General features: G+C 65.8%; 13 protein-coding genes. 7 read left to right on the forward strand and 6 right to left on the reverse strand.

Going from position 1 to position 14,873, the window contains the following annotated elements; all coding sequences use genetic code 11:
• Positions 1-2: 2 nt before the first annotated feature.
• The 4 genes from CXY71_RS11655 to CXY71_RS11670 form a co-directional block, all read right to left on the reverse strand.
• Positions 3-896 carry a glycosyltransferase family 2 protein gene (locus tag CXY71_RS11655; RefSeq protein WP_104135776.1) on the reverse strand — a complete coding sequence of 298 codons (894 nt, stop codon included), beginning with the start codon at positions 894-896 and terminating at the stop codon, positions 3-5.
• Positions 883-1,707, reverse strand: a complete 825-nt coding sequence (locus CXY71_RS11660) for a CDP-alcohol phosphatidyltransferase family protein (protein ID WP_104135777.1) — start codon at positions 1,705-1,707, stop codon at positions 883-885. Before CXY71_RS11660 ends, CXY71_RS11655 begins: the two co-directional genes overlap by 14 nt.
• Positions 1,708-1,711: 4 nt before the next feature.
• Positions 1,712-2,740 (reverse strand): glycosyltransferase family 2 protein, encoded by a 1,029-nt coding sequence (locus tag CXY71_RS11665; RefSeq protein ID WP_104135778.1) that lies wholly within the window; start codon positions 2,738-2,740, stop codon positions 1,712-1,714.
• Between the two features lie 170 nt (positions 2,741-2,910).
• Entirely contained in the window at positions 2,911-4,536 is a 1,626-nt protein-coding gene (locus CXY71_RS11670) for a S1C family serine protease (RefSeq protein ID WP_104135779.1), read from the reverse strand.
• A gap of 117 nt (positions 4,537-4,653) precedes the next feature.
• Here CXY71_RS11670 and CXY71_RS11675 point away from each other — a divergent pair, with 117 nt between their 5' ends.
• A complete protein-coding gene (locus tag CXY71_RS11675) occupies positions 4,654-5,883 on the forward strand; it encodes an aminotransferase class I/II-fold pyridoxal phosphate-dependent enzyme (protein ID WP_104135780.1) in 1,230 nt (409 codons plus the stop codon).
• A gap of 183 nt (positions 5,884-6,066) precedes the next feature.
• Here CXY71_RS11675 and CXY71_RS11680 read toward each other — a convergent pair whose 3' ends face one another.
• The gene (locus CXY71_RS11680) at positions 6,067-7,140 is read right to left on the reverse strand and encodes an alkene reductase (protein WP_104135836.1); all 1,074 of its coding nucleotides are present in this window, start codon (positions 7,138-7,140) and stop codon (positions 6,067-6,069) included.
• Between the two features lie 338 nt (positions 7,141-7,478).
• Here CXY71_RS11680 and CXY71_RS11685 point away from each other — a divergent pair, with 338 nt between their 5' ends.
• Positions 7,479-8,516, forward strand: a complete 1,038-nt coding sequence (locus CXY71_RS11685) for an alpha/beta fold hydrolase (RefSeq protein ID WP_233204606.1) — start codon at positions 7,479-7,481, stop codon at positions 8,514-8,516.
• Between the two features lie 154 nt (positions 8,517-8,670).
• Positions 8,671-9,063, forward strand: coding sequence for an ATP-dependent DNA ligase (locus tag CXY71_RS11690; RefSeq protein ID WP_233204607.1), 393 nt, complete (start codon positions 8,671-8,673; stop codon positions 9,061-9,063).
• Here the strand turns inward: CXY71_RS11690 and CXY71_RS11695 are convergent.
• Positions 9,050-9,988 (reverse strand): carbon-nitrogen hydrolase family protein, encoded by a 939-nt coding sequence (locus CXY71_RS11695; RefSeq protein ID WP_104135782.1) that lies wholly within the window; start codon positions 9,986-9,988, stop codon positions 9,050-9,052. The genes CXY71_RS11690 and CXY71_RS11695 overlap by 14 nt on opposite strands.
• 117 nt (positions 9,989-10,105) lie before the next feature.
• On the opposite strand from CXY71_RS11695, the gene CXY71_RS11700 reads away from it, so the two are divergent.
• The 4 genes from CXY71_RS11700 (at position 10,106) to nadA (ending at position 14,873) form a co-directional block, all read left to right on the forward strand.
• Entirely contained in the window at positions 10,106-11,674 is a 1,569-nt protein-coding gene (locus CXY71_RS11700; RefSeq protein WP_146072813.1) for a glycosyltransferase family 39 protein, read from the forward strand.
• A 4-nt stretch (positions 11,675-11,678) separates the two neighbouring features.
• A complete protein-coding gene (locus tag CXY71_RS11705) occupies positions 11,679-12,446 on the forward strand; it encodes a polyprenol monophosphomannose synthase (RefSeq protein ID WP_104135784.1) in 768 nt (255 codons plus the stop codon).
• Positions 12,447-12,818: 372 nt separating this feature from the next.
• The gene (locus tag CXY71_RS11710) at positions 12,819-13,478 is read left to right on the forward strand and encodes an NUDIX domain-containing protein (RefSeq protein WP_104135837.1); all 660 of its coding nucleotides are present in this window, start codon (positions 12,819-12,821) and stop codon (positions 13,476-13,478) included.
• 48 nt (positions 13,479-13,526) lie between these two features.
• Positions 13,527-14,873 carry a quinolinate synthase NadA gene (nadA, locus tag CXY71_RS11715; protein ID WP_104135785.1) on the forward strand — a complete coding sequence of 449 codons (1,347 nt, stop codon included), beginning with the start codon at positions 13,527-13,529 and terminating at the stop codon, positions 14,871-14,873.

A 14,873-nucleotide genomic window follows, 5' to 3' on the forward strand; every position in this document is an offset into this window, starting at 1 on the left:
CCTCAGATAATCGGCGGTCGACCGGCGACGGTCATGCGCCAGATCGTGCGTGCTCGAAGCGGATGCCGCGGCCCCGGATCGCTGCGCCAGCCCTCGCGCCAGCCACCGAACCAGGCGCGTAGGGCCGGCCTGTTGCGCGGGGCCCAGCGCAGCACCTGAATCGCGGTCCAGGCGCCGACGTAGAGCGGCACCAACGGGGCTGGCAGGTTGCGACGGGCGAGCCAAACCCGATTGCGGGCGTTCAGACGATAGTAGTCGGCGTGCCGGGTCTGCAGGATCACCGGATGGTTGGCCACGAGATCGCCGGCGTACCAGGTAACGAAGCCCTGGTCCCAGACCCGCCAGGCGAGTTCGATGCCCTCGTGGGCGTAGAAGAACGGCTCGGCCCAGCCGCCGGTCGCGTCGAAGACGGCCCGCGGCAGCAGTACGGCACCCTCCCAGACCGAGAACACCGGTCCGGGTGTGGCGGCCTCACCCTTGCGGATGCGCGGAATCCACCGACGGGGCGATTCGACGCCGGTCGGGTCCTCGATCCGTGGCTGCAGCAGGCCGATCCGAGGGTCGCCGCGCAGCTTGCCGATCGCGGTGATCAGAAATTTCGGGTCGGGAATGCTCGCATCGTCGTCGAGAAAGAACAGGTATTCCCCAGTGACAAGCGACACCCCGCGGTTGCGTCCAGCCGGAATGCCGAGGTTCGTCGGCAACCCGAGCGATTGCACGTCGGTCGGCAGGCCGGTCGGCTGCCAGCCGTTGCCGACACAGATCACGTCGAGCGTGACCCCTTGCTGAGCCAGCACTGAACGGATGCCGCGGTCGAGGTCATCCGGCCGGGTGCCCTGGGTCAGCACCACGACACCAACCGTCGGGGTACCGGAGCCGAACCTAGGAACGGACACGCTTGGACGCCATGATGGCCACGAAATGGCCGATGAGCGAGAGCAACGCGAGTGGAACCAAGATACTCAGCACGGCCCGGTCCACGATGGGCTGCCCGATGACGAGGCCCACGACGGCCGCGGCGAAGATCACCATGGTCAGTTCGACCGAGTGGTATAGCCGGTGGAAAGGCACGAAACGGGCGAGACGGCGTACGCGGGCGATCAGGCTCGACGTCGGGGTCTTCTCGCCGTGGGTGTCGGCGAGCTTGGTCAGGCCGGCGTTGGCACGGGCGACGTGCACCATGTCATTGAGCGCTTTGTTCAGCACGATGATCAGGGCGAGCAGCAGCGCGAGGCTGGTCCAGAGAAAATCCTCGGGCGACTCAAACGGGTAGGCGGCTGCCCGAAAGCCGAGGGCAATGGGAATGAGTGACTCGGTCGAGTAGTGTCCGACTTTGTCGAGAAACACCCCTGCGGGCGAGGACGTGCCGCGCCAGCGGGCGACTTCCCCGTCGCAGCAGTCGATCAGCATTTGCACCTGGCTGAGCACGAGCGCGAGCAGGGCGCCCCAGATTCCCGGAATCAAAAGGGCCGCCGCGGTCGACCAGCCGGCCAGAATCATCAGTGCGGTCACACCGTTGGCCGAGATGCGAGTCTTCAGGAGCATCCAGGTCAAGTACGGCGACAGATCGCGCAGGTACAGGCTCGCGGTCCAATGCTCGGCGTTGGCGCGTAGGCGCACCTCGGGCGGCTGCGCCACCGCGCGCAACTGGGCGATCGACTCCGGCCGGGCTTTGCCTGAACGCGCGATATTGGGCGAACTGGTCATGCGCTCACCTTCCCGTGTGTGCCGTGATGTTGTTGGTGAGCTTGAGGTACCCGAGGACGAAGCCGATTCCCCAGCAAAAGTGAATGCATGGCAAGACTATGAGAAAGTGCAGGCTCGCACGAAATCCGTCTGGTCGTGCCACCGCGAGAGTCGCGGCGACGACGATGAGCAGATACCCAGCCGGAACGATCAGGCCGAGGAGCAGCCACGGCGCTGAGTCGAGAGCCAGCTGCAGGAGCCCCCCGAGCCCGAGGAGCATCCCGAGAGTCACTCCGAGCACCATAATTGGCGGCACAAAATAACGGATGCCGTTGGCCGCTGGGTAGCGCCGAGCGAGTTCTCCGCGCCACAGCCCGGTCGACAACATCTGCCGCGCCAATTGGGCGAGGGTCGGCCGGGGCCGGTAGAGCACTCGGAGCTTTGGCGTGAACCAGACCAGGCCACCGGCCTCGCGCAGCCGCCGATTAAGGTCCCAGTCCTGGCCGCGCTTCACACCCTCGTCGAAGAGGCCGACGTTGAGGATGCTCTGGGTGCGAAAACAGCCCAGATAGACCGTTTCGGCGGCCCCTTCCGCTCCACCCACGTGGTGCGGTGTCCCGCCCAGGCCGATCCGGGTGCCGTAGGCGCGGGCCACGGCCCGTTCAAAGGCGCTGATCCCGCGAGCATCCATGATGCCGCCGACATTGTCGGCGCCGGTGCGTTCGAGCGTCTCAACCGCGACACGGGCGTACTCGGGGGGCAACACCGAGTGCGCGTCCACGCGAATGACGACCGCATATTGGGAGGAGCCAATGGCAGTGTTCAGGCCGGCCGGAGTCGACCCCACCTCGTTGGCCACGACACGAATGCGTGAGTCAACGGAGGCCATTTCTTCGACCAGTTCGGTCGTTCCGTCGATGCTCGGTCCGAGCGCCAGGGTGACCTCGAACGGTCCCTGGTAGTCCTGGCCCAGCAGGCTCTCGACTGCGGCTCGCACGTGTGTCGCCTCGTTCAGCACGGGCATCACGTACGAGACCCCGGGCAGAAATCTCATACTACCTTGGTGCACCTGGCTGGCCGGCTTTCCGCTAATGGGGTAGGACGATCGAGCCTACCAGCCCGGCAATTCGCCACGCGCCGGTGCCGAACGCGTAAATTGCGCCGCCGGCTTACCGGCGGCGCAATTTACGGGAAGGTGTGAGAAGCGGTAGGAAGGAGCGGGGCTCAGCTGGTGAGCTCGCCGACCGTGACGGAGATGGTGAACGACTTTCCATCCCGCACATAGGTCAGGTCAGCGGTTCCACCAGCAGGGAGCACCCGCACCTGAGCGGTGAGGTCGATCGCGTCGGTGATCGGTACACCGTTGAAGTTGGTAACCACGTCGCCCTCGGTCAGGCCGGCCTTCTCGGCGGCACCACCGGGGCTGGCTTCGACGATGACGGCACCCACCGTGTTGCTGGTCGAGCTCGACGCGTCTCTGACGCTCGCACCGAGCAGGCCGTGCGTGGCCGTTCCATTGGCGATGATCTCATCGGAGATGCGCTGGGCGAAGTTCGACGGGATCGAGAATCCCACGCCGATGCTTCCGGTCGCTGACGACGCGGTCGTGCTGCCAGCGCTGGCAATGGCCACGTTGATGCCGATCAGCTCACCGGCGTCATTCAGCAGGGCGCCACCGGAGTTGCCGGGGTTGATGGCGGCATCCGTTTGGATCACGGGAAGGGAGATACTCGCGGTGGCGCTCTGGGAACCCGGCGACTGTTCGCCGTTCTGGTCGGGGAAATCGAAGAAGAACGGGTTCTGGCTGTCTCCCTCATCGGGCACCGTCTGGTCGGGCGAGGTCGGTGCGGCCGAGCTTGCGACCGTGATGCTGCGGTTGAGCGCGCTGACGATGCCGTCGGTAACCGTGCCGGAGAGCCCCAGTGGGGCACCGATGGCGATGGCGCTGTCGCCGACGTTGAGCTCGGAGGAGTCGCCCCAGGTGATTGGGGTCAGTCCGCTGGCATCGGTCAGTTTGATGACGGCGAGGTCGGAGATGGGGTCGGTGCCAACGAGCGTGGCGGTGTACAGCTTGCCATCATTGCTCTTGACCTCGATCGTGACGTCCGAGGCTGCCCCGTCGAGGGTGACGACGTGGGTGTTGGTGAGAACGTACCCGTCTTCGGTGAGGATGACCCCTGAACCGGTACCTCCCGAGGAGCCGTTGGCGACATCAATGGTTACGACGCTCGGCGAGGCCTTCGCGGCGACGGCGGTGATCTGATTGACGCTCGTGGAGTCATTGACGACGACATTGTTCGGGCCGGAGGCTTCGCTGACCCGGACGCTGTTGTTCTGGTTGCTCATCATGAGAGCGGTGATGCCGGCGCCCGACGATCCGCCGACCAGGGCGCCAATAGCGAGGGCGGCGATCAGTGCGACGCTGCCCTTGCGGCGACCGGATTCCTTGGTCTTGCCGGCTGGGAACGGCTGCCCGGGGTAGGAATCCGTGGGATAGGAATTCGCAGTGGCGTAGTCCTGCGAAGCGGCGCTTGGAGCGTGGGCCGCGGGAGACGCGGCGGCGGTCGGCGCAGGGCGACCGAAGGCATCCGTCGGGTGAGCGGAGGTCTGATTCGTGACGGGCTCAGCTGAAACGGACGCTGCCGGCTGGGTCGGTGCGTAAACGACCGGCACTGCGGGCTCGGAATTCGCCGGTGTGGTGGTCGGGGCCGAGGGGGCGGCCGGCGCTTCGGTGGGTAGCACCGGCGGTGCAGTGGGCGCAGTGGCCTCTCCGGACTCATTCACGGCAAAGGCTGCTGCATCATCAGCCGGGTCGGGGTTGGTGCCAGAATCTTTATTGTTGTCGGTCATCGGGTGCTCCTTCCAAGCGTTGCCAGCTTTGCGCCCGAACCTGAACGTTCGGTCTGTACGGCCTGAGAGCATTCAATGATCGAGCCGAGACCTTGCCGAGGCGATAGTTTGGAGCGTATGCAGGACTCTTTCCACACAGAACATACCCCGATCGTCTCGGGTGCCTGGCGACGCACAGCCCGCGGGGCCGGGCTCCTCACCGAGGACGGCAGCGTCGCTGCGAGTATTTTCGCCGAGATGAGCGCGCTCGCCGCGCGTACCGGTGCCATCAACCTCGGGCAGGGCTTTCCGGATGAAGACGGACCGGCCGAGGTTCTCGAGGCCGCCCGCCAGGCGATCAGCGACGGGATGAACCAGTATCCGCCTGGACGCGGCCAGCCGACCCTCCTCGACGCGATTGCCAGACACCAACAGCGTTTCTACGGACTAACCCTCGACCCTGGCAGTGAAATTCTGGTCACGGCCGGCGCGACCGAAGCGCTCGCGGCGACCATTCTGGCCCTGATCGAACCGGGCGACGAGGTCGTCACCTTCGAGCCGTTCTACGATGCCTACGGTGGACTGATCGGCCTGGGTGGAGGCATCCACCGAACGGTGCCGCTACGCGCTCCCGACTTTCAGCCCGACCTCGACGCTCTGCGCACCGCTGTGACCGACCGCACCCGATTGATCATCGTGAACGATCCGCACAACCCGACCGGGGCGGTTTTTCCCCGGGAGACGCTCGAGCTCATCGTGCAGCTTGCACACCAGCACGACGCGTTGATCGTCACAGATGAGGTCTACGAACACCTCACTTTCGGGGTGCCGCACATTCCGATCGCGACGCTGCCGGGGGCGTGGGAGCGCACGGTCACCATTTCATCCGGGGGCAAGACGTTCAGCCTGACCGGCTGGAAGGTAGGGTGGCTGAGTGCGCCCGCCGCGATCGTGACCGCCATTCTCGCGGTCAAACAGTTTCTCACCTTCGTGAACGCGGCGCCGTTTCAGCCGGCCATCGCGGTAGGGCTCGACCTGCCGGACTCGTATTTTTCGGGTAGCGCCGCCGCGATGAAGGGCAAGCGCGATGTTCTGGCCACGGGGCTTCGTGCGGCCGGATTCGCCATCAGCGTGCCGCAGGGCTCGTATTTCATCGTGGCGGACGCGACACCGCTCGGTTTCACCGACGGTGCCGACTTCTGCCGCCGACTCCCCGAGCTGGCCGGGGTTGTCGCGGTGCCGATTGCGGCGTTTTGCTCCCCCGCGCACCGGGCCGAATATGCGCCGCTCGTGCGGTTCGCTTACTGCAAGAAGGTCGGCCTGCTCGAGCGAGCATCCGCGCAACTCGCGGCGCTGTCTCGGCGGTAAAACCCCGCTGTCAAGGGGACCAAGGGGCTTCGCAACCAATACCGGTGCATAACTCCTGCAATTTCTGCGGCAGCGCGTTCTCGCCCGCGAAATGACGCGGAACTTTCGCCGACAGCCTAAGAATTGCAGGAGTTACGCACCCGACCCGAGCAAGAGTGGAGTTTAGAAGCCAGGGCCGGGTAGTTAGGAAGCTAAAGCGGGGTAGTCGGTGTAGCCGCGGGCGCCGTCGGCGTAGTAGGTGAGCGGGTTGGGCTCGTTCACGGGCAGGTCCTCCTGCCAGCGCCGCAGCAGGTCGGGGTTGGCGATGGCCGCGCGACCCACCACGACGGCATCCGCGACGTCGTCACGAACCAGGGCGAGGGCTTCGTCGCGCGAGGTGATCACGCCGAATCCGCTGTTCACCAGAAGGTTGCCACCGAAACGCGCCCGCAGGTGTTGCACGAACTCCCCGGCCGGGTCGGCGTGCAGCACGCTCAGGTACGCCAGGCCCAGCGGGGCGATCCCGCCGAGGAGGGCACCGTAGGTGGCCGCGACGTCATCGGCATCCGTTTCGAGGGCATCTTGAATGTTGTGCTCGGGCGAGATGCGCAGGCCCACCTTGCCGGCGCCGATCACCGCGGCAACCGCCGTGACGACGTCGATGACGAAACGGGCGCGATTCTCGGGTGACCCGCCGAAGGCGTCGTCGCGCACGTTGGAGGTCGGCGAGAGGAATTCGTGCAGCAGGTAGCCGTTCGCGCCGTGCACCTCGACGCCGTCGAATCCGGCCGCGATGGCATTCTTCGCCCCGCGCACAAACTCGGCGATGATGCCGGGAAGTTCGTCTATGGTCAGCGCGTGCGGCACCGGAAAGTCCTGCTTGCCGTCATAGGTGCGGGTACTACCGGTGATGGCGATCGCGCTCGGAGCCACGACCGGGTATCCGCCGTTCGTGGCTTCGTGTGTGACCCGACCGGCGTGCATGACCTGGGCGACGATGCGTCCGCCGGCGGCGTGCACGGAGTCGGTCACGGCCTGCCAACCGGCGAGTTGCTCCGGCTCGACCAGGCCGGGCTGGCCCGGAAAACCCTGACCGGCGTGGCTCGGGTAGGTGCCCTCGCTCACGATCAAGCCGAGAGTGGCTCGCTGCGTATAGTGCAGGGCCACCAGCTCACCGGGGACCCCAGACTGTCCAGAACGGATGCGAGTCAGCGGTGCCATCACGAGGCGGTTGGGCAGCTGAAGGTCGCCGAGGGCCAGCGGGGAAAAGAGGTTCACGGGTACTTCTTTCTGAAAATAACGAGTCAGCCGGTCAGTCAGATCGACGGGTTCTGGGAGGACGGGGCGAGCGGTCGTCGCTTTTCGTCCGTAGGCGGTAACGGACGCGGCGTACTCGATATTCCGGCCTGTCAATTGGCTCAACGCGTTCGCTTCCTGCGCGTTGTGTTTCGTGCCCCGTATTTGTCACGGCTGGGAGCAATCCGGCGCGGTTCCGGCACCGAACTATCCATATGAGCATCTTGATGACCCGACCAACGAGCAGAAGCCTCTCCGTCGCGACCGGCCTTGATACTCCGGCGCCGCGGCCGAAGCCAGGCCCGCGCCCGGCGCAACCCGTGCAGGAACCATCCTGTGAGCCCGACTCCCAGCCCCGACCGGCACCCCCGGCAACCGTGCTCGGTTATAACCCCTTCGCGCTCGACCCGGCTGCCCACCATTTCGGGCTGACGACCAGTTCAATGCGCCTGCGCGGCGGCACAGTCGTGGTGCGCCATGGTCGCCGCACCGCAAGCCAGACCGCGACCATTCTGCTGCACGGCGCTGCCGGATCCTGGACGACCTGGACGCCCCTGCTGCAGGCGGCCCACGCGACCGAGCGTGATCTGCCCGACCTGATCCTTCCCGACCTGCCCGGGTGGGGCGACTCGCCGCTTCCCGCGGATGAAGTGAACCTGACCGTCGAGTCGATGGCCGAGACAGTCGCCGAAATCGCGCGAGCCCTCGGCTACGAGCGCTGGAACGTCGTGGGTCATTCCATGGGAGGAATCATCGCGTTGCAGCTGGCGGCGAGCGAGACGCGGGCGACAGCATCCGTCGGTCTGGTCTCCGCCACGTCGTTTTCTATCATTGACAGCGTGCGTCACCCAATTCGCCACTTCTTCGTGTTGCCAGCGTTCACCGCGCTGCTGCTGACGATGCGGATGCTGCGGCTCGGCGGCGGGGTTAGTCGTGGCCTGATCAAGGCTCTGGCTCGCCTGAACCTGCTGCGCGGCCTCGTTGCACCGCTATTTCGACACCCAGGAATCATTGACTCGACCGTGGTCGCCGCGCTCGGAGCCGAGGTGCGTCCGGCCGGGTTCGTGCTCGCCACTGACCGCGCCGGAGCCTACGACGCAACACGGCGCTGGGCTCAGATCGTGTGCCCGGTGCGCGCCGTGCACGGTGACGACGACGTGTTCGTCACGGCCGCCGATGACGCGAAATTGTGCGAGGTCGTGCCCCAGTGCGTGATCAGTACGATTGCGAGGTCCGGGCACTTCGGTCAGATCGAACGCCCACTCGAAGTACTGCTCCGGCTCGAATTCACCGCTCCGCCGCCGATGGAGCAGGCGCTCGGTGCAGATCAATGTGACAAGGCGTTGGGCACTTGCTGAATTGCTTGTGTTTGTCCCCTGAACGGAGGACAGTTGTCGGGAGTACCCGGTTCCACGCTAAAGTGCAGGCTTTGCTTTCAATCGTTCCGGCTCCAGTGTTTCAACACCCTCTGCTTCTCGCTGGGGGCAGCACGACCGACCGAAGGTAGCACTCATGGGTTCGCTCACGTATGACCGTGTCGTCGTGGAATTCGAAGACCGAATGTTGGCGCATCTGCAACTCGTGATCGTTCAGAAACTGCGCCACGGTGAGAGCTTTCTGCTGTCTTGGCGCGATGCCACCGTGGTCGGCGACGGGCGCAGTGCGGCGTGGCTGCACCCGGCAATTCCGCTCTATTTCAAGTTCGCCGGCGGCCACGCTCCGACCATCAATCCGAACTGGGTGGCGCAGCTCACGCGTGCGGCGAACAGCTGCCAGGGGCTTGTCGTAACCGCCGAAGAGGGTGCGGTCGTCAACGCCAACCAGGCACCTAGGGTCGAACCGGCCATCGGCATTCGGGCGGCCGCCCAGACCCATACGACCAAGGCGACCGTCAGCGAACGGTAGCCGGGTCAGCGCCGTCAGAATCAGCGCCGTCAGAATCAGGGCCGTAAGAATCAGGGCGCGGCACGACGGCGAACCGGCGCAGCGCCAGGGCCGGGTTGATCGCGCGCACCGCTNACCGGCGCAGCGCCAGGGCCGGGTTGATCGCGCGCACCGCTTCAACGCGCGCCGGTTCCAGGAAGGCGATGGCGACATCCGCTGCCTCACCGAGACTGATCAACGCGACGCCCATCGGATCGATGATCATGCTCATGCCAACGCCGATCGGCGGCGTGTGATCGGCCGCGGCCACAAACACTGTGTTCTCGAGCGCCCGAGCAGTCAGTAATGTGCGCCAGTGGTGTTCCTTGAGGGGGCCGCGCACCCACTCGGCCGGCACCAGCACCAGGGTTGCGCCGGCATCGACGAGGCGACGGGTTACTTCGGGAAAACGGATGTCATAACAGGTCTGCAGGCCCACCCGCAGGCTGCCGACTTCGAACGTTTCGGGAACGTCCATGTCACCCGGCAGCACCCAGTCGGATTCGCGGTCGCCGAAGGCGTCGTAGAGGTGCAGCTTGCGATAGCTCGCGACGAGGCGGCCGGTCGGATCGACGGCGACCAGGGTGTTCGAAAACCGGGCCGGGTCCTCCGTCGTCTCGAGCATGCCGCCCACAATGTGGATGCCCAATTCGGCTGCGAGCGCGGCGAGCGCCGTCACGAACAGGCCATCGAGCGGCTCCGCGGCGGCGACGAACGCCGGGCCGAGTTTGGGCTCGAAGAAGGCCGAGTACTCCGGGAACACCACCAGGTGGGCACCGCGTCGGGCGGCTGTCGTGGCCAGCTGGCAAATCACGGCCCGGTTCTGCGCTTTATCGGGCCCCGGCGCGAACTGGGCGATGGCAACGCCCACCGCGGCTGGTTGGTCTCGCTGCGCTTCTGGGCTCATGGCAAAAGCCTAGCTGGCAGCCGATGACGACGTCGTGCGGCAAAGGGATTGGGCTTTGCGACAAGTTCGGGGGGGGTTCGGTAGTTACCGGTAACAATTATTGGGTAAATTGACCGAGTGACCTTCGTTACAGCGATTCATTCCCTTGCTCCTCGACCGATGCACCGACCCGATTACACCGTCAGATCAACCGGATGGTCGGCTCTGCTCGTGGGACTCGTCGGCTTTATCGTGTCGGTCGCTTGGTCCTGGCAGCCGTCGTATTGGGGCGATGAAGCGGCCAGTGTGATGTCGGGCGAGCGGTCGCTGCCCTCACTGTTCGCCATGCTCGGCAACATCGATGCGGTGCACGGCGCCTACTACTTGTTTCTGCACGGCTGGATCGACCTGTTTGGTGCCTCCGAGTTCTCCACCCGGCTGCCGAGCGCGATCGCGATCGGGTCTGCCGCTGCTGGCACGGTCGTTCTGGCCGAAAAATTCACATCGCGCCCGGCGGCGATCGGCGCCGGCCTGATCTTCGCCGTGCTGCCCCGGGTGACCTATATGGGGTCAGAGGCGCGATCGACGGCGATCGCGACGGCCATCGGCGTGTGGCTGACCGTGCTGCTCGTGCACGCGGTGCGCAGCCGCAGCGCGAGTCGCCGCCGACAAACCGCCCTGTGGGGTGGCTACGCCGTGCTGCTCGCGGTCGGATTGTACGTCTTTCTGTACCTGGCCCTGCTGCTTCCGGTACATGCCGTCGCAGTCGTGGCGCTGGCTCACCGGCATCCGCTTCGCCGACCCACTGCCCGACTGTGGTGGAGCCTGGCCGTCTGGCTGGGGGCGAGCCTCCTCGGGCTATTGCTGGCCCTGCCCATTCTGCTCGCGGGCTCAGCCCAGCGGGAGCAGATCGCGTTCATCGGCCGCCGACCGCGGGTCACCGTCTCCGAAGCTGCGGTCATGCAGTGGTTCGACACCGTTCCGGTCGCGATCATGGCCTGGGCGCTCATTGTCGTGGCCGTCATGGCAGTATTTTTTCGGCGCCGCGGCACGCATTATCAGGCCGGTCTGCCCAGCCGCGGTGCGCTGAGTATTTTCCTGGCCTGGATGCTGCTGCCGAGCGGTATCCTCTTGCTCGGCAACGAGTTAGTCACCCCGATGTACTCGACGCGCTACCTGTCGATCTGCGCTCCGGCGGTGGGCGTCGTGATCGCCGTGGGGGTTGCTGCCCTGGCCAATAATTGGCTGCGCGCCGCAAGCGTTGCCCTGCTCGTGGCCACCATCGTGCCCGCCTACGCCGTGCAACGCGGTGACTTCGGCAAGAACGAGGGCAGCGACTGGCGTCAGGCGGCAGCCGTGCTGGCAACCGAGGCCCTGCCCGGCGACGGCATCATCTTCGACCAGAGCGTTCGCCCGTCGCGCGTTCCGCGCCTGGCGATGCACCTCTACCCCGAGGCGTTCGCCGGCCTGCACGACGTGACGCTGACTCGTGCCTACAGCGACACGGCTTGGCTCTGGGACGAAGTAGCTCCGCTGACCGACGCGCTTCCGGCCCTGGCGAACCTCAACACGGTCTGGCTGCTGCAATACTCGGGGAGTGCGGAATGGCGAAATGAAACGGATGTCCGCACGCTGCAATTGCAAGGATTCCGCGTCGACGAGACGACGCTGGTCAACCGCACCATCATTATTGAAATGACGAGGTAAGCCAGTGCCCCAGAACTTCGCAGTTATCACGCTGGTCATCATTCCTACCTACAACGAGGCCGAGAACGTGGCCAGCATTGTTGAACGCGTACGCTCTAGCGTTCCCGAGGCGCACATTTTGGTCGTCGATGATGCCTCCCCCGACGGTACAGGCAGCCTCGCCGATCAGATTGCCGCGGCGGATTCGGCCGTACACGTTCTACATCGCACCGCCAAGACCGGCCTTGGCGCCGCCTACCTCGAGGGCTTCGGCTGGGCTCTCGGCCACGGCTATACCCAGCTTGTGCAGCTCGACGCCGACGGATCCCACCAGCCGGAGCAACTCGCCAGCCTGCTGACCGCGGCCGAAACGGCCGACGTCGTGCTGGGATCACGCTGGGTGCCGGGTGGGGCCATCGAGAATTGGCCCTGGCATCGACGGGCGCTCTCCCGCGGCGGGTCCTTCTACTCCCGGATGCTGCTGCGGCTGCCTCAGCGCGACGCCACCGGCGGCTACCGGGTGTATTCGGCCCGCGCCCTGTCACGCATGGACCTCTCCAGCGTCGACAGCCTCGGCTACTGCTTTCAGATCGAGATGCTGCTGCACGCCGTGCGCGCCGACCTGCGCGTCGTCGAAGTGCCGATCACCTTCGTCGAGCGGGTGCGCGGGTCGTCGAAGATGAGCCCGCGCATCGCGATCGAGGCGATGGCCCGGGTGACTCTCTGGAGCGTGACGGGCATGGGCATCAGCCGGGCCGGCGCGCGCGCAGCTGCCGCAACCCGCGGAGCCTGACTCCTCTGGCCTGACTCCTCTGGCTTGGGTTGCGATTCTACAACCCGATTGATCCGAGATCAGCGTTTCCCGCACGAAGTTCGACTTACGGGCGACCGCCTATGGATGAATTGCGCCAACCGAAGAACGACGGGGTTTCGTCACCTTCGGGTGTTTGAGTCAGTTTGACTATATGATGGGTGCAGCAGTTAGAGTCAAATCGACCTTTACGACTGGATCCCCGTGCTGGAGCATTCCGTACAGACCCCCCTGAGCGCCCTACAGAGCCCGCTCGTCGTCGAAGGCGTCCCGGCGAGCACTGCGGGAGCGAGCGCTGCGGGAGCGAGCACTGCGGGAGCGAGCACTGCGGGAGCGAGCACTGCGGGTTCAAGTCTGGCCGTGTCGACCGTGATCTTCGCCCTGCGCCCCGACGACGAGTCCGGACTCAAGACCCTGTGGCTACCCCTCGTTCGGCGCACCCGCGACCCACACCGCGATCTTTGGGCGCTGCCCGGTGGGTGGCTGCCCGCAGACGAAGAACTCGCCGCCGCCGCCGCCCGCACCCTGCGCGAGACCACGGAGCTGTCCCCGCGCTACCTCGAGCAGCTCTATACCTTCGGACGTCTCGACCGCTCCCCCGGGCTGCGCGTGGTCTCCGTCGTGTACTGGGCGCTGGTGCGCTCGGAGGTGGCGGAACGGGCATCCGTTGGTGAAAACGTGCGGTGGTTCGCTGCCGATTCGCTGCCCCCGCTCGCCTTCGACCACAACAGCGTGGTCGAATACGCGCTCTGGCGACTGCGCACCAAGGTCGAATACGCGCGAATCGCACACGCCTTTCTCGGTGACACGTTCACCCTCGCCCAGCTGCGGGAGGTATACGAGGCCGTGCTGCACAAGGCGCTCGACCCGGCCAATTTTCGGCGGTCGATCGAGGCGAGCGGCACTCTGATCAGCACCGATCAGCACGTGGCCGGGGCCCGGCATCGACCGGCGCGGCTCTACCGCTATGACGATCGTGCCAACGAGCACGACCCACCGCTGCCGCTGCTCTGACCCAGGTTTCTCACTTCTCACTCTCATTATCTTGCAAGGAGCACGACCATGACTATTCCCTCGGTCGAGACCACCATTCGTCTCATCGGCACCGGCAAAGCCGCCGGCAGCACGTGCAGCCCCGATCTGGCGACAGATCCGTGGGAGTTCGACACCGGCACCCCCGGTTATGGCCCCGGATCGTCGATGGGTGACGTCATTCCGGCCGGCTCTCCCCGCCAGGGTGCACTGCCCGAGCGGTACCGCACCGCCTCACCGGAGGAACTCAGCGCGCGCATCGTCGAGGCCAAGAACGTGCTCGGCGACTCGGTGGTCATTCTCGGTCACTTCTACCAGCGCGATGAGGTGCTGCGGCACGCCGATTTCGTCGGCGACAGCTTTCAGCTCGCCCAGGCTACCCAGAGCCGCCCCGACGCCGCCGCGATCGTGTTCTGTGGCGTGCACTTCATGGCAGAAACCGCCGACCTGCTCTCCGGGCCCGATCAGGCCGTGATCCTGCCGAACCTGGCCGCCGGCTGCTCGATGGCCGACATGGCCGACATCGACTCGGTCACTGAGTGTTGGGAGCAGCTCGAGGTCCTCTACGGCACCGAAGCGGATGCCTCCGGCCGGGTTCCGGTGATTCCGGTCACCTACATGAATTCCTCCGCCGCGCTCAAGGGCTTCTGCGGCGAGCACGGCGGCATTGTCTGCACCTCGTCGAACGCGCAGACCGTGCTCGAGTGGGCCTTCGAACGCGGCCAGCGCGTCTTGTTCTTCCCCGACCAGCACCTCGGCCGCAACACTGCCAAGGCGATGGGGGTGCCACTCGATGCGATGCCGATGTGGAACCCGACCAGGCCGCTCGGCGGCAACACGGCCGAGCAACTCGACACCGCCCGCGTCGTGCTCTGGCACGGTTTCTGCAGCGTGCACCGCCGCTTCACCGTGCCGCAGATCGACGCCGCCCGCGCCGAGCACCCCGGTGTGCAGATCATCGTGCATCCGGAATGCCCGATGGCGGTCGTCGACGCCGCTGACTCGGCCGGATCCACCGACTTCATCGCTAAAACCATCGCCGCTGCCCCGGCCGGTACGACCTTCGCCATCGGCACCGAGATCAACCTCGTAAACCGGCTAGCCGCCCAGCACCCAGAGCATGAGATCTTCTGCCTCGACCCGGTGATCTGCCCCTGCTCCACCATGTACCGCATCCACGCCGGCTACCTGGCTTGGGTGCTCGAAGCGCTCATCGGTGGCGGCGAACAACCGGGCCAGGTGCTCAACCAGATCACAGTGTCGGCCGATATCGCCGAACACGCTCGCGTCGCCCTTGAGCGGATGCTGGCGGCCCGGCCGCCGGCATCCTTTGCTCCAGAATCCACCGTGCCGACGGCCCTCCTGGCCGGCGTCTGA

This window comes from Cryobacterium sp. Y62 (assembly GCF_002929785.1).
GTDB lineage: Bacteria > Actinomycetota > Actinomycetes > Actinomycetales > Microbacteriaceae > Cryobacterium.